Raw genomic sequence first — 25,801 nt, 5'->3', positions numbered from 1 at the left:
ATGCAATGAGTATTTTGTTCCAGATGTTCTATACGGTTAAACGGATGATCATGAATCCAAAAGCAATTTTGATTAATCTGCTTACCTATGCCATCATTATTCTCATTTTGGGTTCGGTATTCGGTAGTACATATGATATACAAAGGTCATTGGGGAAGGTCACAATAGCTTATGCAAACCTTGATTCAGGCAGGTATGGCGCTATTTTTGATGCTGTTTTACATTCAAATGATGTTACTCAGCTTGCGGAACTAAAGCCGGTTAAGTCATTAGATGATGGAAAAGTTCTTATTAAAAAGGATAAAGCAGATGCCATTATTTATATTCCTGATAATTTCTCTGACGATAGAGATCTCCCCCATGTCGTCAATGTCTACTTATCAACAGATTATGGTGTACCTACGCTGGTTGTTAAGAACATTGTAAGTAGTCTAACCAATTTGATGAATACGTCTAGCGTTATTTACAACATAACAGGACAAACAGAAGTTGATGCGATGGGTTCCGAGCCGCAGAAGAATAATGAAGAGAATGTAAAAGAACAATCCTTAACAAGCTCAAGTTCAAATTCAAGTTCGCAGGCGACGACTGCGATGGGGTATTACAGCATAGCGATGATACTGATGCTGTTATTATACGGGCAAGAATACGGGATTTTTATGGCGTCTGAAGACTACTTGGGCACTTTAGGTAAACGAATACGCTTGTCTGCTGTGAAACCGTATGTACAATATATTGGCAAAGGACTTGGTTTATCATTGGTGACATTTTTCCAAGGGGTCATCTTACTCTTGCTTACAAAGTACGTATATGGCGTGGATTGGGGAAACCATATTATAGTTGTACTTCTTACTTTGTTTATATTATCCATACTCGTTACACTACTTGGGATGATGCTGGTTATTATTACACGTAGCATTCAAAAAGCACAATCATTATCCAATTTTATAACGCTTGGGGGGACTTTCATCGTTGGCGGTTTTGTAATCGTGGACTTTGGATCACTTGCCTATCTATCACCAAGCTATTACGCTAAGACTGCTCTTTTCAATGTTGTATATGGGAATCAAGTGGAACAGGCACTTATTAATATAGGCGTAATGATATTGATTTGTGTCGGATTTGTGCTTGTAAGCCTGGTTGCTTCGAGGAGGACGGCAGAATGACAATATTTCTTAATTGTATTAGACGTGTTTTCCAGAAGGGTTGGAGTTTGTTGTTTATTTTTGTTATACCGATTTTACTGATTGTCTTTTTGATTGTGGTGACATCTCAGGAAGTTCAATATGAAGTTGGGATAATAGATGAAGACAATACCTTGTTTACTCAAGGTTTTATAGAACAATTGAAGGGGCAGTACGAGATTATCAATCTGACGAGTAATGATGATGTCAAAGGAATGGTTATTAATTCAGAACTAGACGGCGGGTTGCTTTTTCAGCAGGGCTTCACCGAAAGCCTGTTGAATGGTGAGGACGTCTCTGTATTAATCTATGACTTAGCAGGTACTGACATCTTTGGTCCTGTAAAAGTGTATGTGTCAAGCTATGTATCTTCTGCAAAACAAATTGCAAGAGCGTCTGGAGGTGATCAGGAAATTTTTTACCAAGGCATGGACCTTTACAAAAACAGTGCGTTCAACGTTACATATGAAAGTGCACTTAATTATGCAGGCTCAGAACGAGACGTCAGCAATGCGGTAGAATCATTAGGGTTTATTGCTTTTGGTATGGTATTTCTCATGACATTCTCCTCCAGTATAATCCTGCAGGATAAATTATCAGGTGTGTATGATCGTATTGCAGTTACGCCCGTTTCAAGATTAAGCTATCTCCTACAAAACATGCTGGCATGTTTTGTGATCGCTGCTATTCAATCAGTACTGTTACTGAGCATTATATCTAGCATAGTAGATTTTTCATTTGGGCAGACCTCTGAGGAGAAACAAGAAGTGTTGCTCGTGTGCTTGGCTTTCTCTCTTGTTTGTGTCGCCCTAGGTGTAGCAATCAGCAGATTCTCGAACACCCGCCTAATGGCTGGTTCGCTTTCGACTTTAATTTACTTTCCTATGCTAATGCTTGGGGGTTGTTTTTGGCCGCGGGAGATTATGCCTAAATTTGCGCAGCAGATCGGAGATTTTTTTCCGACGGCATGGTTTTTGCAGGCAGGTAGAGATGTTATAGCCGGGAAAGGTATTGCTGCTGCCTCACAGCAACTGATATATATGCTTAGCTTTGCAGCTCTACTTATATTTGTTTCCTTTATCGTAAAAAATGAAAAGGTAAGGACGTGATATGAACATAGAGAAACAATTTTGATAGATCAATAAAGTGCTGATGCTGTCAGAATTGTGCGTAAACGGGGAGAGTTGATGCATATTATAATCGGAAAAGAGGTTTTGAATCAATGAATAACAATATTATTTGGGGGATAGTATTATTAGCGCTGAGTTTGTTTTTTAAGCCATTATTGGCGATGGTGGGGCTGAATGAAAAGTTGTTAGGATTGTACTGGCAAGGTGAAACTGTGTTTTCATTGAGTCCATTCTTAGTTCGGATTATTCTTGCAATAATTGGGATTATCATGCTTATCATCGGTGGTATGCAAGCTGCAAAGCAGAAGAATACATAGTGAATTCTAGTGGTTCCACACTTTCTTTTTTACGCGTTTATCAAATGTCCCGAAAATTCTAATAAAATCAACAAAATTAGTTTACCTATGTCCCACAAAGTTCCCACTGAGCACTTAAAGTTTGCCGCGATCATTTTGTGCTCAAATGGGGTATCAAATAAAGTCCAAAAAAAGAAGGGCCTGTGCACAATATCTGCAGGCTCTTCTTTTTTTTGGGCGGACGGCGCAGCCGTTTCAGCTTGTACCATTGACATTATAGGAGGCAAAAGATAAGATACAGGTTATTATTCGTAATAATTACTATTAAATATCGAGGTGGTTGTAGAATCTTCATAAACAGCAGCTTCAATTCATGATTAGGATTCAGGCCGGCAGTACAAAGCAGCCCGATTTTGGGCTATAATGAGAATAGTTCTCAATTAAAAAATGATGCGTTGTATATATGAAAGAGGTGAAAGCGACATGAAGGTGGGGGAAGCAGATTGGTATGATATTGAAAGCCTGCAGCCCAGGCATAATGCACTCGCGGAAGGACTGAACGGCTTATATCGTCCGCATTCGACAAAGAGCAGTCTACAGATTCCGGAGCAGTTCGGTGAAGGTTACTGGGAGCGGTTCAGGGTCAGTTCCGCTATTGAGATTACTGTGTGTGAGTTGTGCTTCCTTGAGAACGTCGAGATGCGCAGCAGCGAACAGAAGGGCACCTTCAAATGGAGCTACTGCCTGGGTGCGCCGATTGAGTGGCAGGTCCGGACATCGAACCGTGATTATCGCCTTAACCACGGGGAACTTTCTGTATTCGGGCATCAGCCGGCGGATTGTGTGGGGATGTATCAGGCCGGAATGCCGTATTACGGAATTACCGTCAAGGCAGATCCGTATTTATTCGAACCAGTGCGCCAACTCAGTAGTGAGGCTGGCCGGCAGGAGCCTTTTCAGACGCATACCGCTACTCCGCTGATGCAGCGGATCTTCCAGGAGATGCTCCGCTGCAGCTTTGAAGACAGCCTCAAGCGGATCTATCTTGAAGGGAAGGTTATGGAGCTGACCGCTGTATATATGCATGAAGCGCTGGGCAGACCTGTGGTGCGTTCAGCTCTGTCCAGAACCGATATCGATTCGCTCCTTAGGGCCAAAGAGATTCTGGATCATGACCTGCTTGCTGCTCCCGGCATCCAGGAGCTCTCTAAGCGGGTATGTCTTAACGAAAACAAACTGAAAAAGGGCTTCAAGCAGCTTTTTGGCATGCCGGTTCATGCTTATATTATTGATAGCAGACTGAAGGCTGCGTATCGTCTACTCGAAAACGGCTCATCCACAGTAACTGCTGCAGCGGTTATGACGGGCTTCAGCAATCCCAGCTTTTTTGCCGAGAAGTTCCGCCAGAAGTATGGCTCCGTCCCCTCACGCTACTTCGGCAGAGCCTAGCTGTATCAGAATAATCCGTTTCTGTATGCCAATCCTCCCGATTCGGGTGTCGGATAAAGTTGTTTTATGCGATAGTTACAATTGATAATTATTATCAATTAACCGCAGGGAGAGATTCGAAATGATCAAAGCAAAAAGACTTCAAACCAAGGATTACATATTGATCGGTATCTTCAGCATTCTAATTTATGCGGTCAATGCCATTGTTGGCTCCATATTGACCCCTGTAATAGGAGCGGCGGCTATGCCGCTCATTGCTGGTTTTTGTCTCTTTTTCTCAGCGGTTGTGTACCTGGTCATGGCGATGAAGGTTGCTAAAAGAGGGGCTCTGCTAGTGCAAAGCATTGTTAACGGACTGGTGTATACCCTGATGGGAGTTCCGCTGATGCTGGTATTCTTCGCACTGGCCGGGCTGTTCGGTGAAGCTGTTCTGTTCTGGGGAGACGGAACCCAGTACAGAAGACTGACCAGACAATCACTTGCGTACGCGGTCTACGGCTGCTTCTATGGCATGGGCACCACGGTAACCATTTATGTCTACGGCAGCGCTTATCTCTCCGGCATGTTTGATGCAGATACGCTGGATAGAATGTTGTACTTTGCTTACTCTCCGGCATGGATTTCTGCAAGCATTATGTTTGCCTTCGGAATGACGCTGCTCGGCAGCGGCTTCGCCTCCAGGCTGCTGAACAAGCATTTCATCAAAGCGGGTGTCATCCGATGAAAGATAATTCCGAGGCGCTGGGACTGCTGAAGACTGTAGCCGGCAAAAAAGGGCTTCTGGTTACAGCCAGCATCTTCACCATACTCTCCAGTCTACTGCAGGTCGTTCCCTTTGCAGCGGTATACCGCATCATCGAGGAGCTGCTGCTTCATGCCCAGGATATTGGCGGAATTAACAAGAACCTGGTTGTGCAGTGCGGGATTATCGCCTTACTGTCGCTGCTGGGCTCCTTAATTACCCTCTATATCGGAGGGATGTGTTCGCACATCGCCGCATTCAACATTCTTTATGAGCTGCGGGTACGGCTGTCCGACCATGTAGCCAAAGTGCCGATGGGTTATCATACCCGGACTGCTACCGGAGAGCTGAAGAAGATTATTGAGACCAGTGTAGAAAAAATAGAGAAGTTTATCGCCCACCAGCTGCCTGATCTTGTAGCAGCGGTGATTGTCCCGCTGCTGCTTCTGGGGTATTTGTTCTGGTTGGATTGGGTTATGGCACTGGTGCTGCTGCTGCCGATCGGGGCAGGCTTCTGGCTGCAGGCCAGAGTGTTCGGGAGTGAAGGCGGACAAAAGGTGTACCGGGAGTTCCAATATGCTGTAGAAGAGATGAATGCAACGGGTGTGGAGTATGTGAGAGGCATGCCTGCTGTCAAGGTGTTTGGTATTACCGCAGATTCCTTCTTGACCTTCCGGGACGCGGTGACCGGCTACCGCGATATTTCCCTGCGGATTACGAACCTGTGCAAAACCTCGTACAGCCTGTTTTTTGTTATTATCGGCTCGTTGTTTGTCTTCGCAGTACCTGCAGGCATTCTGCTGGCAAGCGGAGAGGCTGGCAGCCAGTCGTTCGCTGTTACGATGATCTTGTTCCTGCTCATCAGTCCGAGTCTGTCAGCTCCGCTGCTGAAGCTGCTCTTTCTGGGTGGGGGCATGAGAGAAATCGTTGAAGGCAACAAGCGAATTGAGGCGGTGTTTGCCGAGAAGCCGGTAAGTGAACCGGAGTCGCCGCGGCTTCCCTCCGGATATGATATCACTTTCGATGACGTGTCCTTCGCCTATGAACCCGAGGATAGTATGAATTACAAGCAAATCCTGTCGGGGATCAGCTTCACGGCCAGAGCCGGCGAAATGACAGCGCTGGTGGGGCCGTCAGGGGGAGGCAAGTCGACGATTGCTAGTCTGCTACTGCGTTTCTGGGATGTGCAGCAGGGCCGGATAATGATCGGCGGCGTGCCTGTTCAGGAGATGGGCACCGAGAAGCTGATGGATACAGTCTCCTTCGTATTCCAGGATGTGCACCTGTTCTACGATACGATTGAGGAGAATATCCGCATGGGCAATACCAGGGCAACGAAAGAAGAGGTTATCGCTGCAGCCAAGACAGCCTGCTGCCATGAATTTATCGGGCGGCTGGAGTCCGGCTACGATACCAGAATCGGGGAAGGCGGCACCTATCTGTCGGGCGGAGAAGCCCAGCGGGTGGCCATCGCCCGCGCGCTGCTCAAGAATGCCCCGATTCTTGTGCTGGATGAAGCAACGGCCTATGCCGATGCCGAGAATGAACGGAAGATTCAGCAGGGGCTGGCAGAGCTGGTCAAAGGCAAGACGGTGCTGATTATCGCCCACCGCCTGTCTACGATCCAGGGGGCTGAACAGATCCTTGTAGTGAAACAAGGTCAAATCACAGAACGGGGAACCCATGAGGAGCTGAGGGCGGACAAAGGCCTGTACGAACAGATGTGGCAGTCGCATATCGCTGCCGCCAAGTGGAGACTGGGGGAGGAGACAAAGGGATGAACCAATATTTCCATAATATTTCGGGCGGTAATACGCGCAGCCTGCTGCCTTCCGCTTTTGCTGCCATTCTGGACGGCATCGCCAAGGTTGTACCTGCCGCTCTGCTGGCAGATATCTTCAACACGATCTATCTCTCCTTCGCTGAGCCGGAAACCGGCCTGAACCTTGGCCGGATGTGGACCGTAAGCGTGATTCTGCTGATCTGGCTGGTTGTGGAGTATGCGGCCTATTCCTATCTGTACGACAAAACCTATACAGCAGCCTACGGCCTGGCTGCTTCCGGCCGGCTCAGCCTGGCGGAACACATCCGCCATCTATCCCTGGGCTTCTTCGGGCGGCGGGACCCGGGAGATATTACGAACCTGCTCTTAAGCGATTATGGACAGGTGGAGCAGACCATTTCGCACAATGTGCCGCAGCTGATTAGTGCGGTCATGCTGCCGGTGCTCGCGCTGGCCGGCCTGCTCTTCGTGGATTGGCGGATGGCGCTGGCGATGTTCGCAGCCATGCCGTTCGGTGTTCTGCTGCTCTGGCTGACCGATTCACTGCAGGCTCGCTTAAGCGAGAATCATGTACGGGCCAAGAATGAAGCGGCCAGCCGTCTGCAGGAATACCTGTCGGGAATACGCGAGATCAAAGCCCACAATATGGGCGGCAAGCGTTTTGAGCGGCTGCGCCTGTCCTTTGATGAACTGAAACGGGCGTCTATCCGGCTGGAAGGCATCATGGGCCCGATGATTATGGGGGCGATGCTGCTCACCCGCTCCGGCCTCACGCTGATGATCGTGACCGGGAGCTATTCGCTGGCCGGGGGCAAGCTGACGCTGCCTGTCTTTCTGCTGTTTCTGCTGGTCGGGACCAAAGTCTTCGAGCCGCTTACGGTTGTGCTGATGAATTACGGCGAGATACGTTATTCGGCCTACAGTGCGCGGCGGATTATGGACGTCCGGCAGGAGCAGCCTCTGCAGGGAAGCGGAAGTATTCCTTCGGGTGCGCCGATTGTATTTGATCATGTGACCTTCGGATATGATGCAGGGAAACCTGTGCTGAAGGACCTTTCTTTCACGATTCAGCCGCATACGATTACGGCACTGGTAGGACCGTCAGGCAGCGGGAAAAGCACGGTTACCCGCCTGATTGCCAGGTTCTGGGAGATTCAGAAAGGCACAATCTCTATCGGGAGTCAGCCGCTTAGCGGCGCTGATCCGGAGCAGCTGCTGTCCGAAATATCAATGGTGTTCCAGGATGTGTACCTGTTCCAGGACACGATCGGCAACAATATCCGGATCGGTAATATGAAGGCTACCCAGGCAGAGATCGAAGCTGCGGCCATGCGGGCCTGCTGCCATGAGTTCATCACCGCACTGCCCCAGGGCTATGACACTCCTGTAGGTGAGGGCGGCTCCACTTTATCGGGAGGTGAGAAGCAGCGTGTATCCATTGCCCGTGCACTGCTGAAGGATGCATCGATTGTACTGCTGGATGAAGCTACGGCTTCGCTGGACCCGGAGAATGAGACGGCTGTGCAGCAGGCGATCAATGAACTGGTGGCGGATAAGACCGTCATTCTGATTGCCCACCGGCTGAAGACGATACGCAATGCAGACAAAATTATTGTTCTCGATCAGGGGGAACTGGCGGAAGAAGGGACACATGAAGAGCTGCTGGAGCATCACGGATTGTATGAGAAGCTGTGGGATACCCAGCAGGGAGCTGAAGGATGGAGAGTGAAATAGCCAATGCGTGCAATTTTTGACCCGCGCACACAATTGCTTGTAGTGCTGGTCACGAGCGTGGCTGTCTTTTGGGCCGGTATGGATAAGGTCTGGATGGTTACCATCTTCATGGCCGCCTACCTGCTGGTACAAGGCATGTATGCACCGGTGGTGAAATATCTGTTTCTTGCTGCCCTGCTGATCGGGCTGCAGGAACTGTTGAACCGGGGCGGAAGCGGGGCGTGGAGCTCGCTGCGGTTCCTGACTTATCTGGGACTGCGGTTTATGCCAGTAATGATGGGGACAGGGTCGCTGGGCAGGGTCCCCTCCGGCAAGCTGATATCGGCGCTGGCATCACTTCGTCTGCCCAGAGGACTGCTTATTTCGTTAGCTGTCTGCTTCCGGTTCATGCCGGTGATCAGACTGGAATATGAAGCGATCCAGGTATCTGCCAAGTTAAGGGGAGTTTCCTTTACCTCACCTGTGAACTGGCTGCGTCCCTTGCGTACCTACGAATATACAATAATGCCGCTGCTCATGAGGAGCTTGAAGATATCGGATGAGCTGGCAGCCTCGGCAGCGGTAAAGGGAATAGATGATCCAGGCCCAAAAACAAGTATTCACCGCATTGCATTCGGGCTGCAGGATTACCTCGTGCTGGCGGCTTATGCCTGCTTATTGGCTGCTGTATTCTAGGACGGGGGAAAAGAATGGGGATACAAACGATAATTGAGCTGAATAACGTATCTTTTCAATACAATGATTCCTATGAACAATTAAGCGGGGTGGATCTGACAGTAGCGGAAGGTGAATGTGTTGTCATCACCGGACCGTCTGGAAGCGGGAAAACCACATTAACCCGGATGCTGAACGGACTGATTCCTAATTTCTATGAAGGTAATCTTACAGGCAGCGTCAAACTCAAAGGCAGGGATATCCATGAGATCGAGCCTTGGAGCTTCGGGAGGACGTCAGGCAGCGTATTTCAGGATTCCAGAAGCCAATTCTTCACTTCGGTTGTGGCTGACGAGATTGCCTTCAGCGGTGAGAATTACGGTCTGGATCCGGCGCTGATTCTTGAACGGGTAACAGAGCTGGCAGAGGAATTCCGTATCACAGGGCTGCTGTCCCGCGGGCTCCACAGGCTATCCAGCGGAGAGAAGCAAAAGACGGCCTTCGCTTCCGCCCGCCTCACCGATCCGGAGCTATTCGTAATGGATGAGCCCTCGGCCAACCTGGATATGGCAGCGACCAGGGAACTGGCCGGAATGCTGTCAGCCCTGAAGGCCAGGGGCAAAACCATCCTTATTGCCGAGCACCGGCTGTATTACCTCCTGCCGCTGGCGGACCGGATTATCTACATGGCCGGTGGACAGATTACCGCAGAATGGACCCGGGCCGGACTGCTTGCCCTGACTTCCGGACAATTGGACGCGTATGGTCTGCGTTCACCTGTAATTCCTGAAGGCGTGGCTAACTTCACAGTACGGCAGGCGGAGGATCAGGGGAGGGGAAGCCGGCAGGAGCACCAAGAGCATATCACGGTACAGCATGCGAATATTGCCCCTGGAAGATTTAAGCCAGCGGTTCTGGAGGACCTGAGCTTCGCACTGAACAGAGGGGAAATTGCGGCACTCGCCGGACCCAACGGTGCAGGCAAAACCACATTAGCCAGAACGCTTTGCGGCCTGCTCAAGGAACGGGAAGGGTTGATCCGGATTAACGGGCAGCCGTGCAAGCCCAATCAGCGTCTGCGCAAAATGTGGTTTGTGATGCAGGACAGCGATTACCAGCTGTTCTCAGACAGTGTGCTAAACGAGTTGCTGATGACCCATGAGGATGAGCCGGGTGCAGCCGGACGGGCGGAACGGTTATTAAAGGAACTGGATTTGTGGGAATATCGTGAACATCACCCGGCTTCGCTGTCAGGCGGACAGAAGCAGCGCCTAACCTTTGCGGTTGGACTGATGAACAGGCCGGACATGATCATTTTGGACGAGCCCACCTCCGGATTGGATGGAAGAAATATGCGCCGTGTAGTAAAACTAATCTGGGAGATGGCTGAATCCGGAGTAACTGTGCTCGTAATCACTCATGATTATGAGCTGGTATGCGGTGCCTGCGATCGGCTACTTCTCCTTGATAACAGAAAGCTGCAGGTGGATCTGGCGATTACTCCTGCTACGGTACCAGAGGTAATCCGGCTGATGCAAGCGGGAAAATAAAAAGAGTAGAACCTGCGGACAATGTCTGCAGGCTCTGTTCTTTTTTAATGGATGGTGCTTCAACTTGGAGAAGTTTTTTGGTGACGAAACCAAAAAACTCAAGGGGAGGAAGTCCCCTTTGTATATTCTCCAAGAAAGTCTTTTTTCTTCAAAAAATCGAATCCAAAGAACGACTGCCTATCTTTTTCAGCGCACTCGACCTGCGACCTTATGCGAGAAAATTGAGAAATCGCTCACCCCGAGGAGCAGATGGGCACTGTCGTCAAGGCATTCTTCGCGCGTTACTCGCGGCTCCCTTAGAGAACATCGATACGTTTAGCGGCCTACAACGCAGACTGGAGTTTGACATTCGTTTCCGTTACCAATGTGGGCTTCGGTTGGATCGTCCTGCCCCTTCCATTTCTACATTAAGCCGAGTCTTCGCCGGGTTGACTCACAAAGGCCTTGCCCAGCGGTTGTTTGAGGATCTTGTGGCTCAGTGTCAAGAGGCTGGAATCATCGACGGCACTCATGTAGCCATCGACAGCGCAGCCATTGAAGCCTACGAGAAAAAAAACCAAGCGAAAAAGCGAACTCACCGGCAATGCCAACTGGGGTGCAAAGTTTGACACCTTTGGCAACAAGGTCAAGTGGTTTGGCTATAAATTGCATCTGGCCGTCGATGCCAAGAGTGAACTTCCCATGGCGCTCAAGGTGACCCCTGCCCATGTGAACGACGGAGACGAAGGGCCTGCGCTTATGGCGCCTATCGCCTCGAAATCCAAAACGAAATTCTTCATGCTGGATGCGGGCTATGACCAAATGAAAAACTACAGGCAGCCCGGAGCGTCAAGGCACAAGCCATTATTCCGCTGAATCCCCGAAATGAAAAGGAACCGCCAGCAGGGATCACACGAAAAGGCACGCCCCGTTGTTCGATGGGTTTTCCCATGACGTATTGGGGACACGAAAAGGTACATTTGAAATTCCGTTGTCCGCATGCGACAGGTCAAGTGGATTGTCCTTTAGGCATGGCCGCTCGTCCTCCAATTATGTAATGGTGGTCAAAATCAACAGTCAAACGCATCTCCGGCACTGCGTTACCGCATCGTTAAAGCCGAGGCTGGAAGGAGCTTTACAAAGGAACGTCTGAAAACTAAATAACATGGTAAGATTTGATAAAACGAATGGGGCGTCAAGCATGATTCAAAGACGGTACGAAATAAGCGATGAACAGTGGGAACAAATTAAGGGCATGTTTCCACCCTACAAAACAGGACGTCCGTCAAAATTAAGTGAAAGAACCATGTTTAACGCTTTTCTATGGATCGCTTGAATGTATCTCGAAGAAGCCGGCACCATCGCATAACACCATGTTCACGCTTCGGGCATTCACCCCTCGGCCGGCAGGAGTAAGGAAGCAGATTCGACTGGAGTCATTCAGCTGCAGGGAAGCGGAATCAGCCGGACACATCCGCAGCATTACTAAATAATGAAAGGAATTAAGAATGAAAAGATATATTGAATTTTCTTTTTATCTACCGTTTTTTGATTTGATAGATGACATGTTTGAGGTATTTAGTTTAGAAGAATTAATGAGACAATTAAATATAAGATTTAATTTCATGGAATTATGTGACCAGTATTTATCATATGGCGAAGGACCTAGCAGAGCAGGAAAGGGAGATGTTTTTGTATTCTTTACAAAAGACGATAGGGATAGTTTTATATTAATAGATTTGTTTAATGACTTTACCGATCAGCATAACATGGTGAAATTAGGAGTCCGCTGTGAAATTAAACATGATAACGATAAGCGGATAAGGAATATACTTAATAATATACACTCAAGGGCAGAGATTAAAAGTAAAATAAAAGAGAGTAATGATGATTTACTGAAGTTAGAGATCAACAGCGAAGAGTATCCAAAAGAGATTCGTTATGGAGATCAAAAATACATAAAGAACATTTATTATAACAACATATAGACCTTATGCCACTAGTTCAAGAAGGCAGATACATCATATAACAACGTATTCAGACTGCATCCACATGTCCCTTGGTCTGTAAGAGGCTTTTCGGGGAAGTGAACTCAGCAGACAACCCTGCACTGGCTAAGTCCGTCGGACCTCGGGCTACGCCCCTTAAGCCAGTGAGGGTTCGTGATCGTGTTTGAAAGCCACATTAGAGTTAAATACTTAATGTGGCTTTTCTATTTATAAAACTTTGGCATTATAACACTGTTCGATCCCACGACCAGTCTACAACTTTATTTTCATTATTCAGTTGTAGTATGACATTAAAGTTAGTAATTGGCATTAATGTGAGTAACTTAACAATATGGTTTGTGTCTTAAAAAAATAGATTGTAATTACTCATTTGAGCGACTTTTTTATGCTTACAAAGAGAAAAAGGTGTTCGGAGAAAATACAGTAGACTAGGAAAATAAAGTTGTAGACTGAGTACCTAACGATAATCCATTAAATAAATCCGATTGCGGGTACTTGGATGCCGCGCTAGCCGCTTACATCGCATTGGCCATATTGATTATCACCTACAGCAACCACCGTGCCGTCCGATTTAAGCCCGATGGTATGAGCGCAACCCGCGGCAACTGCCACAATATCGCGCCAGCCGCTTATATTACATTGGCCATACTCATTCCAACCCACAGCCGTCACCGTACCGTCTGATTTAAGGCCGATGGTATGATTACTACCCGCCGATATCGCCACAATACCGCGCCAGCCGCTTACATCACATTGGTTACGCTTATTCCAACCCACAGCCGCCACCGTACCGTCTGACTTTAGCCCGACGGTATGAAGGTAACCCGCCGCAACCGTCATCATATCACGCCAGTCACTTACATTGCATTGGCCATACCGATTATTACCCACAGTAGTCACCGTGCTGTCCGATTTAATCCCGACGGTATGCCAGTCACCTGCCGCAACCGCCGCCATATCACGCCAGCCGCTTACATTGCATTGGCCTTCATTATTTCGACCCACGGCCACCACCGTGCCATCCGATTTAAGCCCGACGGTACGGCGCCAACCCGCCGCAACCGCCACAATATCGCGCCAGTCGCTTACCTCGCATTGGTCATGTTTATTCCAACCCGCGGCCACCACCGTGCCGTCCGATTTAAGACCGATGGTATGAGCATTACCCGTATGAGCATTACCCGCCGCAACCGCCACAATATCGTGCCAGCCGCTTACCTCACATTGGCCATATTTATTATCACCCACAGCCGTCACCGTGCCGCCTGATTTAAGCCCGACGGTATGGCGATAACCCGCCGCGATGGCGGCCGGCGCGCCGACCAGTGTGTCATATCTTTTAGGCGCAACGGTTTCCATAATCGAATCCCCCATAATTCATAATTTTATAGATAGTATTGCAGAACCTTCACGAATTTTCAACGATTCAGTGTGGCCGGTCACCTCACAGCTCGCCTCGGGCAACCGTCTGTTCTGGGAGACCTGATCGTGAATACCTCATATCTAAAGTCATTGATTATTTGCAGTAGACTTCTTATTCAATGTCATTAACAAAATCAGTCCGATGATACATGCTGTGCCAATCCATTGGAAAAATCCGAATGGCTCTTTTAACCAAAATACAGTTGTTAATATAGCGGCTAGTGGTTCCAAACTACCTAGAAGGCTTGTTTCTTTTGCTGAAAGACTCTTTAAACTTTCTATATAGAACCAGAATGCTATCATTGTGCCGAATAGAATAACGAAGATTAAGTATAAATAGGTTTCTAGCGTCCAGTTTTTAAAGTCTGACTGCCAAGGTGGATGGATAAGGCTTAATCCGAAACCACCGATTATCATAGCCCAACCAACAATGACGAGGGAATCGTACTCCTTCAAGAGAGGAATTGCGTATAGGGTATAAAAAGCTAGGGCTATTCCTGATAAAAGACCCCAAACTATTGAGATTTTTGGCACGGATAGCTGAGAGATCGAGCCGTTTGTTAGTAAGAAGAAACAACCAACTAAAGCAAGGCAAATAGTTACCCAATCATTTCGTGTTAAGACAATGTGTTTGCGAAGAATTAAATAGATGATAATCATTATAGGGGCTAAACACTGTAGTAGTGTTGCAACAGCAGCATTACCGGATTTGATTGATGCCATGTACGTGTATTGAACGGAGAGCATACCAACCAAACCGAAGACAAGGAGTTGGAAAGCTGTCTTTCTATTTTTCCATACACTGAATAGTTGTGAACGGTCTTTAATGAAAAACTGAACGGTTAAGAGTAAAGCACCAGCTATGAGCAAACGTGTTGCTACAAGCCAATTTACATCAATTGTGAATTGTTGAAAGAGTTTTTTTGAAACGGTACCACTAATCCCCCACAATATAGCCCCTGTTATAACAAGAAACAATCCTGTTCTTCTAGCTGATCTATCCATGATGATTCCCCACCTTAAAATATAATAATAGTGTTATAATAGGTGAAAAATCTTTTTAATTATATCTATATTGGATGTTAAAGTATAAATATATTGAGGTTGTGGTCATTTGCAAATTAAAAATTTCATGATTGATCAAAACTTAAAAGAGCTCACTGAGCATCGAACGGTCGTACTACCGGTTGCATGTTACGAAACAACGATTAGTCAAAATATAAATGGATATATACCGCTTCATTGGCATGATGAAGTTCAGTTTGTTCTGGTTATAAAAGGGGAAGCAATCTTTCAAATAAATGAAGATAAATTAGTAGTACCACAAGGTAATGGGGTATTTATAAATAGTGGCTGCCTACACATGGCCGAAGAAAAGAAAGAATCGGGTTGTGTCTATATCTGTTTAAATGTTTCTCCTCATTTCGTTTTATCACAAGAGCTGTATACAACCTATGTAACTCCTTATATTCAAGCGACTAATTTACCCTATTTATTTATAGATGCTAATAAGCCTTGGGGGAAAAATATATTAGATGCCATTATGAAAATAAATCAATGGATTCAACAAAAATCCCCCTACTTTGAAATCGATATTACCATGCACCTGACCCTAATTTGGAAAAACTTAATCATTAATGGCTTTCAATTAGAGTACGACCAGATGGAAATGGTAAAGAGCCATCGGATGAAGCAAATGTTGAGTTGGATATATTTGCATTATGCTGAAAAAATCACTTTAGATGATATTGCAAGAGCAGGCCAACTGAGCCGTTCTGAATGCTGCCGATATTTCAAACGAATGTTAAAGATAACTCCGTTGAATTATGTTATGGATTATCGAATACAAAAAAGCTTAGCCTTACTGCAACAAGCAGAATCTAATGTTACAGAAGTTGCCTATAAGGTTGGATTCAACAGCACCAGCTATTTTATAGAAAGATTCAGAAAGGAGATGAATATGACACCCTTAGCCTACAGAAAATCAAAAACGGATAATTACTAATTTTGTGGAGTGAAGTGCTTTTTATTAAGCAAACTAGGGTATATTAAATACATTAATAAATTTTATTTTAGGGGGATGACATGGAAGTTTTTGCAGAATATTTGGCGCAAATTGATAACCCGGTACATCGGGACCGTGTGGAAGTGGTTCTCGCTTGGGTAATCAAGAAATTTCCAAACCTAATGCCGAAAATTGGCTGGAATCAGCCTATGTTCACCGATCATGGCACATACATTATTGGCTTTAGCGTAGCCAAACATCATATGGCTGTTGCCCCTGAAATCGCAGGGATTCATCATTTTTCTGCTGAAATTGTGCAGGCTGGCTATGATCATACCAAGCAGTTGGTACGTATCCGTTGGGATAGTCCGGTTAATTTCTCATTGCTTGAGAAAATGATTGAGTTTAACATTCTGGATAAGGCAGATTGTTCAACTTTTTGGCGGAAATAAAGTCGTCAAGAAGCGAGCAAGCTGCTTGGATTTCAACATATTAAAGGTGAAGTGCTGAATGGAACAGCGCTTCACTTTTTTTTCTGGAAACTTGAGATTGTTTGGTATTAAAAACCGTTTGCTGATTGTATAATATAACAGAATATGTAAGCGTTTACTGAGTATAGGGATTTCATAAGGCACCCCATAGATTTGCAAGTTTGGTGAAGGGGGGGATGAATCTATTCGGAAAATAGAGCACGGGAAAGTGCAGCAAACCATTTAAGGAGGTAGCTTTATATGGTCAAAAAAATGATTGCGGTTTTTTGTGCATTAATTATCACCTTCATGACCGTATCTTTTGTCCTACCGCAAAAAGTGAAGGCCGAGGCTAATTCAGTCGTAGCCCAAAATGGCCAACTGCGAGTTTCTGGGAACCAATTAGTGAATCAGGCAGGAGAAGCGATCCAATTAAAGGGGATGAGTTCCCATGGGTTGCAGTGGTTTGGGCAGTACGTGAATTATGATAGCATGAAATGGATGAGAGACAATTGGGGAATAACTGTATTCCGGCCAGCTATGTATACGCAAGATGGCGGCTATATCAATGATCCTTCGCAAAAAAATAAGGTGAAAGAAGCTGTACAGGCCGCAATTGATCTGGGAATCTATGTGATTATCGATTGGCATGTGCTGGGTGAAAAAGATCCGAATATTTATAAAGAACAGGCAAAAGGTTTTTTTGCAGAAATGGCCAATTTGTATAAGGATTATCCGAATGTGATCTATGAAATCGCCAATGAGCCTAATGGATATGCTACGTGGAACGGCCACATTAAGCCATATGCAGAGGAAATGATTCCGGTCATCCGATCCATTGATACGAATGGAATCATTATCGTAGGAACCGGAACATGGAGCCAGGATGTGCATGATGCCGCCAATAACCCCATCGCCCAAAGCAACATTATGTATACAACACATTTCTATGCTGGAACTCACGGTTCATGGCTGAGAGATCGTATTGATTATGCAAGGAGCAAAGGTGTGGCCGTATTCGTCACAGAGTGGGGAACGAGTGACGCTTCTGGAGACGGTGGTCCTTTCCTTGCTGAATCTAAAGTATGGACGGATTTTATGAAAGACAGAAAACTGAGTTGGACCAACTGGTCGTTATGTGATAAAACGGAAGCCTCGGCTGCATTGGTGCCTGGCGCAAGCCCTTATGGAGGATGGTCTGACGCGCAGTTAACGGCATCTGGTAAATTTGTCAGAGATCAGATAAAGTCAGCGACACCTCCAAGTGACGGTATCGTTTCTGGTAAAACCTATAAAATGGTTAATGTAGGCAGCGGTAAAGCCTTGGACGCAGCTGCTGCAGGCACTGCAAACGGCACAAATGTACAGATCTGGGACGATAACGGAACGGGCGCTCAGCAATGGATAATCACAGATGTTGGCGGAGGCTTGTATAAGGTTATTAACGTCAATAGCAATACAGGTTTGGATGTAGCCGAGATGGGGACTGCCAATGGATCGAATGTGCAATTATGGAGTTATGGCGGCGGCTCCAATCAGAAGTGGAGCATTGTTAAAGTTGGAAGTGCTTATAAATTGATTGCCAGCAACAGCGGGAAAGCTCTGGATGTCGCTGCTGCTGGTACTGAAAATGGAACCAATGTTCAAATTTGGGATGACAATGGCTCAAACGCGCAAAAGTGGAATCTGTATCAGCTAAACTAGCGGGGTGGTTTGAAGAAGGCTCCCGGATTGAATTCAACTCTGCTCAATGTTAATCTAACTAATAGAGATGCATACAAAGGAGCGTTAACCTGATCATGTGGATTACTCTGTAAAGATTAACAATGCGAAAGGATGCCTGTAATAGTGATTACACTATTTTATTCAGCATGCTTTTCTTTGAGCTTACAGGGTATGCAGGGAAAGGTGTAATGTAAACCCATTCTGCGGATACCTTAGGGTATCCGCTTTTAATGTTGTGGGAAACCGTATCTCTATCACTCCTAACCTACATATCCTCCTAATAATGATTGGAGGGATTTTATTATGAAACCGAAGTTAGTCTTGATTGAGGGATTACCAGGATTCGGGAAAACAACAACGGCTCAATTAGTCCATGAAATTCTTACGGAAATGAACCTTAAATCTCAGCTGTTTTTAGAAGGGGATTTGGAGCATCCAGCGGATTATGAGGGAGTCGCCTATTTGGAGAAAAATGAATTCAATGAATTATTGAGTACCCATGGGAAGTTTCGGGATTTGTTGAATAATCGAGTGATTAAACAAGGGAACCATTATTTCCTGGAATATCGAAAAATCGCAAATGAATATGGGCCTGATTTTCCAGATGAGTTATTGCAGGCAGTTACCAAAAATGATGTTTATGAATTGTCGCTTGATCAAAACAGGAAACTGATAACAGAGCGTTGGAAGGGATTTGCAGCAAGTGTTTTAAATGGCTCAGACACCTTTGTTTTTGATTGTTGTTTTATACAAAACCCTGTAACCATTGGGATGATTAAATATGGTGCACAGAAGGAAGACGTTATAAGTTATGTGCTGGAACTGGCAGCGATTGTGGAGCGGCTGAATCCATTGCTGCTTTACGTAGAGCAGAACAATCTTGATCACTCTTTCAGAAAGGCCGTTAGGGAAAGACCTAAAGAATGGTCGGAGGGATTTATTGAATATTATACTAACCAAGGGTATGGAAAAAAGCAGGGTTATACAGGGTTAGAAGGAACCTTGGAGGTACTGAAGGCAAGAAAAGAATTGGAAGAAGAGATATTTAACGGCATAAACTTAACCAAGAAAAAAGTAAATAACTCTTCTTATGAATTAAATGATTATAAGCAAGTTTTGGTGGGGATTTTATCAGAATACTTTAGTTCAGTAAATTAAGCACATATGACAAGCTGAGTTGATTTCAGGCATTCACTGCTGATTTCACTCGGCTTTTTTTTACTTAAGTCTTATATATTGACTTGATATATATTGGTCTGTTATATTGCTAAGTGTGATGTGTAGATATCTTTAAATAAGGAGGAGCTATTCTTGAACACTCAGGATGTTATTTTAGGCTTGCTCATGAAAGAAGCGTTGACTGGCTACGAAATAAAGCAGTTATTGGAGAATGTGTTATCTAATTTCTATAGCTCTAGTTATGGCACGATTTATCCTACGCTTGCCCGCATGGAGAAGGAAGAATTAATAACCAAGGAAATTGTGCCCCAGAAAGGTAAGCCAAATAAGAATGTTTATAACATAACGGCTAAAGGGCGAGATTGTTTTAACGACTATTTACTAGCGCCACTAGAGGGAGACAGTAGTAAGAAATCCGATTTTATGATGAGGCTTTATTTTGGCCGATTTGTGGGGTATGACAAGGTGATTTTTTGGTTGAAGCAAGTACAAGAGGAATCACAAAAAAAGTTAGATCAGTTATTAGAGCAGTATTCACATTATAAAGCTGAAATGCACCCGGCCCAGATCATTTGCATCCAGATTGGGATAGCAGAATATAAAGCTAAACTTGCAACCATTGCCGAGGGATTGTTAAGCATGGAGCAGTTAGTGGAAGGGAATAGCAGTATTTAACGAATTCTGATACATTTAGGAGGGATTTTATTGAAAACAATTTTTGTCACGGGTGCTTCATCCGGCATTGGGAGAGCTACAGTAAAACATTTTGCTGAAAGAGGATGGAACGTAGTAGCCACGATGCGTGCACCTGAAAAAGAAACTGAATTCATCACATTGGACAATGTGTTGGTGTTGCGGTTAGATGTTGAGAAAACAGATACCATCCAATCTGCATTAGCTGAAGCTGTCCAGCGGTTTGGTAAAATTGACGTTCTCCTGAACAATGCCGGATACGGGACAATGGGGCTTATAGAAGTAGCTACGGATGAGCAGATCCGAAGACAATTTGAAGTGAATGTTTTTGGTCTTATTAGTATGACTAAAGCCATGTTGCCACATTTTAGATCTAATCAGGAAGGGTTGCTAATCAATATCTCTTCAATGGGAGGGATCGTGACCTTTCCTACGATGTCTCTGTATCACTCCACTAAATTCGCGGTAGAAGGTTTTTCTGAATCCGTATCTTTTGAATTAGCATCACAAAACATCAAAGTAAAGCTGATTGAACCAGGAGCCATTAGCACGGACTTTGGCGGAAGATCGATGGAGTTCTTTTTTAATGATGACTTAACGGATTATAAATCATTCACTACTGCCTTTCTGGGTAAATTAGGGGAAATGGAAAAAGCTCCAGACTATGCCTCGGCACCAGCACTTGTAGCTGACACTATTTATCAAGCGGCCACAGACGGTACAAGCAAATTCCGTTATGTAGTGGGAGAAGATGCGAAAATGCTCATAAGTATGAAGAAAAATACGGTTGAGGAAGAGTATCTAAGTAATATAGCTCAGCATTTTTCATAAAAGAGGAAGACGGTTATTCTAATAAAGGGAATTACATTTTCCTTGGAGAATAAAATGCCTATCGAATGGAGAATGACCATGAGAGAAGAGATGATGGATACAGGCTTACCCAGCGAACGAGTAGCACGCACGATGACGGCGATGGTCTATGATACCTACGGATCGCCAGAAGTCTTACGTATTGAAGAAGTGGATATCCCTGCACCGCAAGACCATGAAGTGTTGATCGAGGTCCACGCTGCCTCTGTTAATTCCTGGGATTGGGATCTCCTCCGCGGCAAACCGTTCATGAACCGCCTTGGCGGGCTCCGTAAACCCCGTTACCGTATTCTTGGCGCAGATATCGCAGGACGGGTCATCGCCGTGGGTGCCAATGCCAAAAGATTCCGGCCGGGGGACGAGGTTTTCGGGGACCTTTCCGGTTGCGGCTGGGGCGGATTTGCGGAGTATGTATGTGCCAGCGAGAAAGCCTTGTCACCAAAGCCGGCAGGCCTGAGCTTCGGGCAGGCAGCGGCTATTCCTCAGGCAGCCGTTCTAGCCTTGCAGGGCATGCGTGACAAAGGAAAGCTGCGAAAGGGCCATCGGGTTCTGATCAATGGGGGCGGTGGCGGAGTGGGTACGTTTGCGGTTCAATATGCCAAATGGGCCGGAGCGGAAGTGACCTGCGTTGACAGCGCCGAGAAGCTGGATATGCTGCGTACCCTCGGGGCGGATCATGTATTGGATTATACCAAAGATGACTTCACCACAAGCGGACAACGATACGATTTAATCCTCGATGTCGTTGGAAACCGTCCGGTTGTCGCGATGAAGCGCGCACTAACGTCAGGCGGTACGTATGTCATGGTCGGCGGTTCCTTTTCTTATATCCTCCTGGCTCTGTTGGTTGCACCGCTGTCTGCCTGGTTTGAAAAAAAGAAAATAGCACTTCTAATCCATAAGCCGAACCACGAGGATCAAATGGTTTGGAAGGAGCTTGTCGAAGCAGGCTACGTAGTGCCAGTTATTGATCGGCAATATCCGTTAAGCGGCGCGGCCCATGCCCTTCGTGATCTTGGAGAAGGCCGTGCGAAAGGGAAAATTATCGTGTGCATAAAAAGTCAGCTAAGCTAACAGTGCTCATCTGATGCAATCGATATTTATGATTTGCCAATTCCTTTATAAGAACACCGGTTGACAATTGCTGGATTTCTCTGTAACTTTAACATAACTAAATAAGAAACCACTAGGGGAGCCTGAATAGGCTGAGACGGGAAAAATGCATTCCTGGACCCTTGAACCTGATCTGGATTATACCAGCGTAGGAAAGTGGAGCCGGACTTTTATTTCATTGTTGGCGTTAGCCTTATATGGATTTTTGAGCCGCTCCATGTGGAGCGGCTTTTTTGCGCGTTTTCTTATTTACTCAAACCTTAAGGAGGAAATAAGATGCTGAATCAAGAGAAGAAACATGAGGTTGATCTGTGTGCTTTTCCGGGAAGTCACAAGGTGTATGTGGAGGGCTCACGGCCTGATATTCAAGTTCCGATGCGCGAGATTACATTAAGCCGAACCACGGGTACGGCCGGAGAAGCGGAGAATGCTCCTGTCCGTGTCTATGATACAAGCGGGCCTTATACTAACGATGAAGCCTATAGCGATATCCGCAAGGGGTTAACGCCTCACAGGCTTCAGTGGATCACGGAGCGGGGAGATGCCGAATCTTATGAGGGAAGAGCGGTTAAGCCGGAGGATAACGGGAATCTCACAGAGAAGCCGGCGGCAGAGGTGTTTCCGGGCTTGCAACGTCGTCCCTTGAGAGCCAGAGAGGGCCGCAATGTCAGCCAGCTGCATTATGCCCGCAGAGGCCTGATTACGTCGGAGATGGAATTTATCGCAGTCCGGGAAAATGTAACTCCTGAGTTTGTTAGAGAGGAAGTAGCCTGCGGCCGTGCGATCATTCCAGCGAATATTAACCATCCGGAGAGTGAGCCGATGATTATCGGGCGGAATTTTCTGGTAAAGATCAATGCTAATATCGGGAATTCGGCGGTGTCCTCTTCCATTGATGAAGAAGTAGAGAAGATGAGATGGGCTACCCGCTGGGGAGCGGATAACATCATGGATTTGTCGACGGGTAAAAATATTCACACCACCCGTGAATGGATTATCCGCAATTCTCCGGTGCCTATCGGGACAGTGCCAATCTATCAGGCTTTGGAAAAGGTAAACGGCAAGGCCGAGGATTTAACTTGGGAGGTATACCGGGACACCCTGATCGAGCAGGCGGAGCAGGGAGTGGATTATTTCACCATTCACGCCGGGGTACTGCTGCGTTACATCCCATTAACGGCCAAAAGAATGACGGGCATCGTCTCCAGAGGGGGTTCGATTATGGCGGCCTGGTGCCTGGCCCATCATCAGGAGAACTTTCTTTATACACATTTCGAGGATATTTGTGAAATCATGAAGGCTTATGATGTGGCGTTCTCTTTGGGTGACGGGCTGCGTCCAGGCTCCATTGCCGATGCTAATGATGAAGCCCAGTTTGCCGAGCTGGAGACGTTGGGTGAATTAACCTCGCTTGCCTGGAAGCATGATGTTCAGGTGATGGTGGAAGGCCCGGGCCATGTACCGATGCATCTGATCAAAGAGAATATGGATAAACAGCTTGAGCTTTGCCATGGCGCTCCTTTTTACACACTGGGACCACTGACTACGGATATTGCACCCGGCTATGACCATATCACCTCGGCTATTGGAGCGGCGATGATCGGCTGGTTCGGCACGGCGATGTTGTGTTATGTTACCCCGAAGGAGCATCTAGGATTGCCTAATAAAAATGATGTGCGGGAAGGCGTCATCACCTATAAAATTGCCGCCCATGCAGCCGACTTGGCCAAAGGACACAAGGGCGCGCAGGATCGGGATAACGCACTCTCCAAAGCGCGCTTCGAGTTCCGTTGGCGGGACCAGTTCCATTTGTCGCTCGACCCGGAACGGGCGCTGGAATATCATGATGAGACCCTTCCGGCGGAAGGGGCCAAAACGGCTCATTTCTGCTCCATGTGTGGACCCAAGTTCTGCAGTATGCGCATTTCTCATGGTATCCGCGATACGGCGAGGGTGCAGGAGGGACAAGAAGAACCGGAGCAAGCGATGATTACCGCAGGGATGCGGGATAAAGCAGAAGAGTTTAAGGAAGGCGGAGGTCTGATCTATAAATAAACCGTCGGTCCGGGACTGCCGCTAATCGCCCTCCCCCTCTCAATTGACAGTCTCCGGGCGTATACCTATAATGTAAATCAGATTATGAAAGCTGTTTCATTTCTGGTGGATAAGTTTGTTTCGGTGAGATGGAACCCCTTAATCAAGCGGGTTTCATTTTGTTTTTTCAGTGTATTTTTGTTCGCAAAAAGGAGAAGCCATGGACACAACGTTCTGCAAAATATTGGTGGTGGACGATGAAATGCTGGTACGGCAGGGGATAATCCATCTGCTGGATTGGGAAGGGGAAGGGTTTCAGATTGCAGGCGAGGCCTCCAACGGAAGAGAGGCTTTTGAATTAATTGAATTACAGCGTCCGCATATCATCCTGACCGATATCGTTATGCCTGTGATGGACGGGGAAGAGCTGATCCGGCTCGTCAAGGGGATGTATCCGGAAATTGAGGTGATCGTGCTTAGCAGCTTCAGTGAGTTCGAATATGTGCGTTCAACCTTCCAAAGCGGGGTTGCCGACTATATCCTGAAGCCCAGACTGGAGGCCGCTTCCCTGCTTGCCGTGCTGAAAAAAACCGCGCAGCGGATTCCGCTGCTTCAGCATGTGGACTGGAGAAGCGACAAGCTGCAATCCGCAGACTATATTCTGGACAAACTGGTTTCAGGCTTTCCAGTGGAGTACGACGAGGAAGCGCTGCGGGGGATGTTCCCCTTACCGGGCTTCGTGCTGCTAATTGCTGATATTGGCGACGAACCCGCTGCGAATAGCCGCAAAGAGGAATGGCTGGAGAACAGTATTCATTCTCTGCTGCACAGCAGCGTCAGCAGGGTGACCTTCCGCCGGCTGTCTCCGCTGGAGGGGCATGTCCGTCTGCTGTTTAATCTGGAGGAGGCTGGGTATGAGGCGCTCATCCGTCTTGCAGATCAGGTATTCACGGCGGGCATCCGTGCAAATATGTTCCTGAATCTCGCGGTCAGCCGGGTTTTCACTGAGCTGAGTGAACTGCATACGATCTATAAGGATGATCTGATGAAGCTGCTGGACCGCCGCTTCTTTCTCCCGGATCATTGTTTACTGGTAGATAACGGCGAGGAGGGACGGCAGGGTCCCGCTTTCGATCAGGATGCTTTCAGCGCAGAGCTGAACAGGCAGGAGTTCGATTTGGCTTTCGGCCGCTTGAGCGCATATGTCGCGTCCATGTCCGGCCGGAGAGATACAGGGATGTCCGAGTTCAAATCGTTTTTATGCCACAGTATGTTTCAGATCATCGGAATGCTGCTGCATTTCCATTACGAGGCCCGCGCCCTGGACCAAAGCAAATACGAATTCTTCCGCTCCATTCATGAGGCACGGCATATCGGTGAAACGGAGATACGGCTTGAGCAGTTTTTGCAAGCTGCGACGGAATGCGTAACCAAGAACCGCGGCGGAGTACCAGCCATTCAAAAAATTTTACTGTATATCGACGAGCATTATTCACGTCAGCTTACGCTGACCGAAGTAGCAAGGCAATTTCATTTCAACCCGTCCTATCTGTCTAATTATTTTGCGCTACATAACAAAGAGGGCTTCAACGAATATTTAAACCGGGTGCGGATCGAAAAGGCGTGCCTGCTGCTGAAAGAAAATGCCGGTCTATCCATTTCCGAAATCAGCAGTCTTGTGGGCTACTCAGACCACAGCTATTTCACCAGAGTATTCCGCAAGCTGATGGGAATCTCGCCCAGTCAATACCGGAAAGGCTAATGCAGCGGGAAGGAGTCC

Annotated in this window: 21 protein-coding genes, 2 pseudogenes and 1 riboswitch; of the genes and pseudogenes, 21 read left to right on the top strand and 2 right to left on the bottom strand. The window is 46.7% G+C overall.

From position 1 onward, the window contains the following. The first annotated feature begins 5 nt into the window (after positions 1-5). The 12 genes and pseudogenes from AC3WT9_RS29425 to AC3WT9_RS29370 all read left to right on the top strand — a co-directional run bounded on the left by AC3WT9_RS29425 (position 6) and on the right by AC3WT9_RS29370 (position 12,489). On the top strand, positions 6-1,166 hold the full coding sequence (locus AC3WT9_RS29425) for an ABC transporter permease (protein WP_341379890.1): 1,161 nt from the start codon (positions 6-8) through the stop codon (positions 1,164-1,166). Next, complete coding sequence (locus AC3WT9_RS29420; RefSeq protein ID WP_341096551.1) at positions 1,163-2,293, top strand: ABC transporter permease; 1,131 nt, start codon at positions 1,163-1,165, stop codon at positions 2,291-2,293. Before AC3WT9_RS29425 ends, AC3WT9_RS29420 begins: the two co-directional genes overlap by 4 nt. A gap of 113 nt (positions 2,294-2,406) precedes the next feature. Beyond that, on the top strand, positions 2,407-2,631 hold the full coding sequence (locus AC3WT9_RS29415; protein WP_341096550.1) for a hypothetical protein: 225 nt from the start codon (positions 2,407-2,409) through the stop codon (positions 2,629-2,631). 462 nt (positions 2,632-3,093) lie between these two features. Continuing rightward, on the top strand, positions 3,094-4,059 hold the full coding sequence (locus AC3WT9_RS29410) for a helix-turn-helix domain-containing protein (RefSeq protein WP_341379889.1): 966 nt from the start codon (positions 3,094-3,096) through the stop codon (positions 4,057-4,059). 121 nt (positions 4,060-4,180) lie between these two features. Beyond that, a complete protein-coding gene (locus AC3WT9_RS29405; protein WP_341096547.1) occupies positions 4,181-4,783 on the top strand; it encodes an MptD family putative ECF transporter S component in 603 nt (200 codons plus the stop codon). After that, positions 4,780-6,582, top strand: a complete 1,803-nt coding sequence (locus tag AC3WT9_RS29400) for an ABC transporter ATP-binding protein (protein WP_341379888.1) — start codon at positions 4,780-4,782, stop codon at positions 6,580-6,582. Before AC3WT9_RS29405 ends, AC3WT9_RS29400 begins: the two co-directional genes overlap by 4 nt. Next, entirely contained in the window at positions 6,579-8,318 is a 1,740-nt protein-coding gene (locus tag AC3WT9_RS29395; RefSeq protein ID WP_341096543.1) for an ABC transporter ATP-binding protein, read from the top strand. Before AC3WT9_RS29400 ends, AC3WT9_RS29395 begins: the two co-directional genes overlap by 4 nt. Before the next feature lie 3 nt (positions 8,319-8,321). Continuing rightward, entirely contained in the window at positions 8,322-8,993 is a 672-nt protein-coding gene (locus tag AC3WT9_RS29390) for an energy-coupling factor transporter transmembrane component T (protein WP_341096541.1), read from the top strand. Between the two features lie 14 nt (positions 8,994-9,007). Further along, the gene (locus AC3WT9_RS29385) at positions 9,008-10,522 is read left to right on the top strand and encodes an ABC transporter ATP-binding protein (protein WP_341096540.1); all 1,515 of its coding nucleotides are present in this window, start codon (positions 9,008-9,010) and stop codon (positions 10,520-10,522) included. Between the two features lie 118 nt (positions 10,523-10,640). Then, positions 10,641-11,613, top strand: a pseudogene (locus AC3WT9_RS29380) (transposase); the annotation flags it as partial. 89 nt (positions 11,614-11,702) lie between these two features. Then, positions 11,703-11,831, top strand: a pseudogene (locus tag AC3WT9_RS29375) (IS5-like element ISLpl3 family transposase); the annotation flags it as partial. 178 nt (positions 11,832-12,009) lie between these two features. Next, positions 12,010-12,489 carry a hypothetical protein gene (locus AC3WT9_RS29370; RefSeq protein ID WP_341096535.1) on the top strand — a complete coding sequence of 160 codons (480 nt, stop codon included), beginning with the start codon at positions 12,010-12,012 and terminating at the stop codon, positions 12,487-12,489. Between the two features lie 528 nt (positions 12,490-13,017). Here AC3WT9_RS29370 and AC3WT9_RS29365 read toward each other — a convergent pair. Beyond that, entirely contained in the window at positions 13,018-13,869 is an 852-nt protein-coding gene (locus AC3WT9_RS29365) for an RCC1 domain-containing protein (RefSeq protein WP_341379884.1), read from the bottom strand. Positions 13,870-14,019: 150 nt separating this feature from the next. Then, positions 14,020-14,937: a DMT family transporter gene (locus tag AC3WT9_RS29360; RefSeq protein ID WP_492408470.1), complete on the bottom strand. Its 918-nt coding sequence runs from the start codon at positions 14,935-14,937 to the stop codon at positions 14,020-14,022. 115 nt (positions 14,938-15,052) lie between these two features. On the opposite strand from AC3WT9_RS29360, the gene AC3WT9_RS29355 reads away from it, so the two are divergent. The 9 genes from AC3WT9_RS29355 to AC3WT9_RS29315 all read left to right on the top strand — a co-directional run bounded on the left by AC3WT9_RS29355 (position 15,053) and on the right by AC3WT9_RS29315 (position 25,783). Further along, complete coding sequence (locus AC3WT9_RS29355; RefSeq protein WP_341097791.1) at positions 15,053-15,937, top strand: AraC family transcriptional regulator; 885 nt, start codon at positions 15,053-15,055, stop codon at positions 15,935-15,937. Between the two features lie 80 nt (positions 15,938-16,017). Then, positions 16,018-16,389 carry an iron chaperone gene (locus AC3WT9_RS29350; protein ID WP_341096529.1) on the top strand — a complete coding sequence of 124 codons (372 nt, stop codon included), beginning with the start codon at positions 16,018-16,020 and terminating at the stop codon, positions 16,387-16,389. A gap of 279 nt (positions 16,390-16,668) precedes the next feature. Continuing rightward, positions 16,669-18,111: a cellulase family glycosylhydrolase gene (locus AC3WT9_RS29345; RefSeq protein ID WP_341096528.1), complete on the top strand. Its 1,443-nt coding sequence runs from the start codon at positions 16,669-16,671 to the stop codon at positions 18,109-18,111. A 324-nt stretch (positions 18,112-18,435) separates the two neighbouring features. Then, complete coding sequence (locus AC3WT9_RS29340; RefSeq protein WP_341096527.1) at positions 18,436-19,290, top strand: P-loop NTPase family protein; 855 nt, start codon at positions 18,436-18,438, stop codon at positions 19,288-19,290. 153 nt (positions 19,291-19,443) lie between these two features. Then, a complete protein-coding gene (locus AC3WT9_RS29335) occupies positions 19,444-19,986 on the top strand; it encodes a PadR family transcriptional regulator (protein ID WP_341096525.1) in 543 nt (180 codons plus the stop codon). Positions 19,987-20,016: 30 nt separating this feature from the next. Then, complete coding sequence (locus AC3WT9_RS29330) at positions 20,017-20,835, top strand: SDR family oxidoreductase (protein WP_341096524.1); 819 nt, start codon at positions 20,017-20,019, stop codon at positions 20,833-20,835. Positions 20,836-20,889: 54 nt separating this feature from the next. After that, entirely contained in the window at positions 20,890-21,948 is a 1,059-nt protein-coding gene (locus AC3WT9_RS29325) for an NAD(P)-dependent alcohol dehydrogenase (RefSeq protein WP_341379879.1), read from the top strand. A 104-nt stretch (positions 21,949-22,052) separates the two neighbouring features. Then, positions 22,053-22,159: riboswitch (TPP riboswitch) on the top strand. A gap of 104 nt (positions 22,160-22,263) precedes the next feature. Then, on the top strand, positions 22,264-24,042 hold the full coding sequence (gene thiC / locus AC3WT9_RS29320) for a phosphomethylpyrimidine synthase ThiC (RefSeq protein ID WP_341379878.1): 1,779 nt from the start codon (positions 22,264-22,266) through the stop codon (positions 24,040-24,042). A 199-nt stretch (positions 24,043-24,241) separates the two neighbouring features. Next, positions 24,242-25,783 (top strand): response regulator, encoded by a 1,542-nt coding sequence (locus tag AC3WT9_RS29315; RefSeq protein WP_341379877.1) that lies wholly within the window; start codon positions 24,242-24,244, stop codon positions 25,781-25,783. Positions 25,784-25,801 lie beyond the last annotated feature (18 nt).

The organism is Paenibacillus sp. EB106-06-01-XG199 (assembly GCF_058791575.1).
This window is presented reverse-complemented; position numbering and strand designations above follow the sequence as displayed.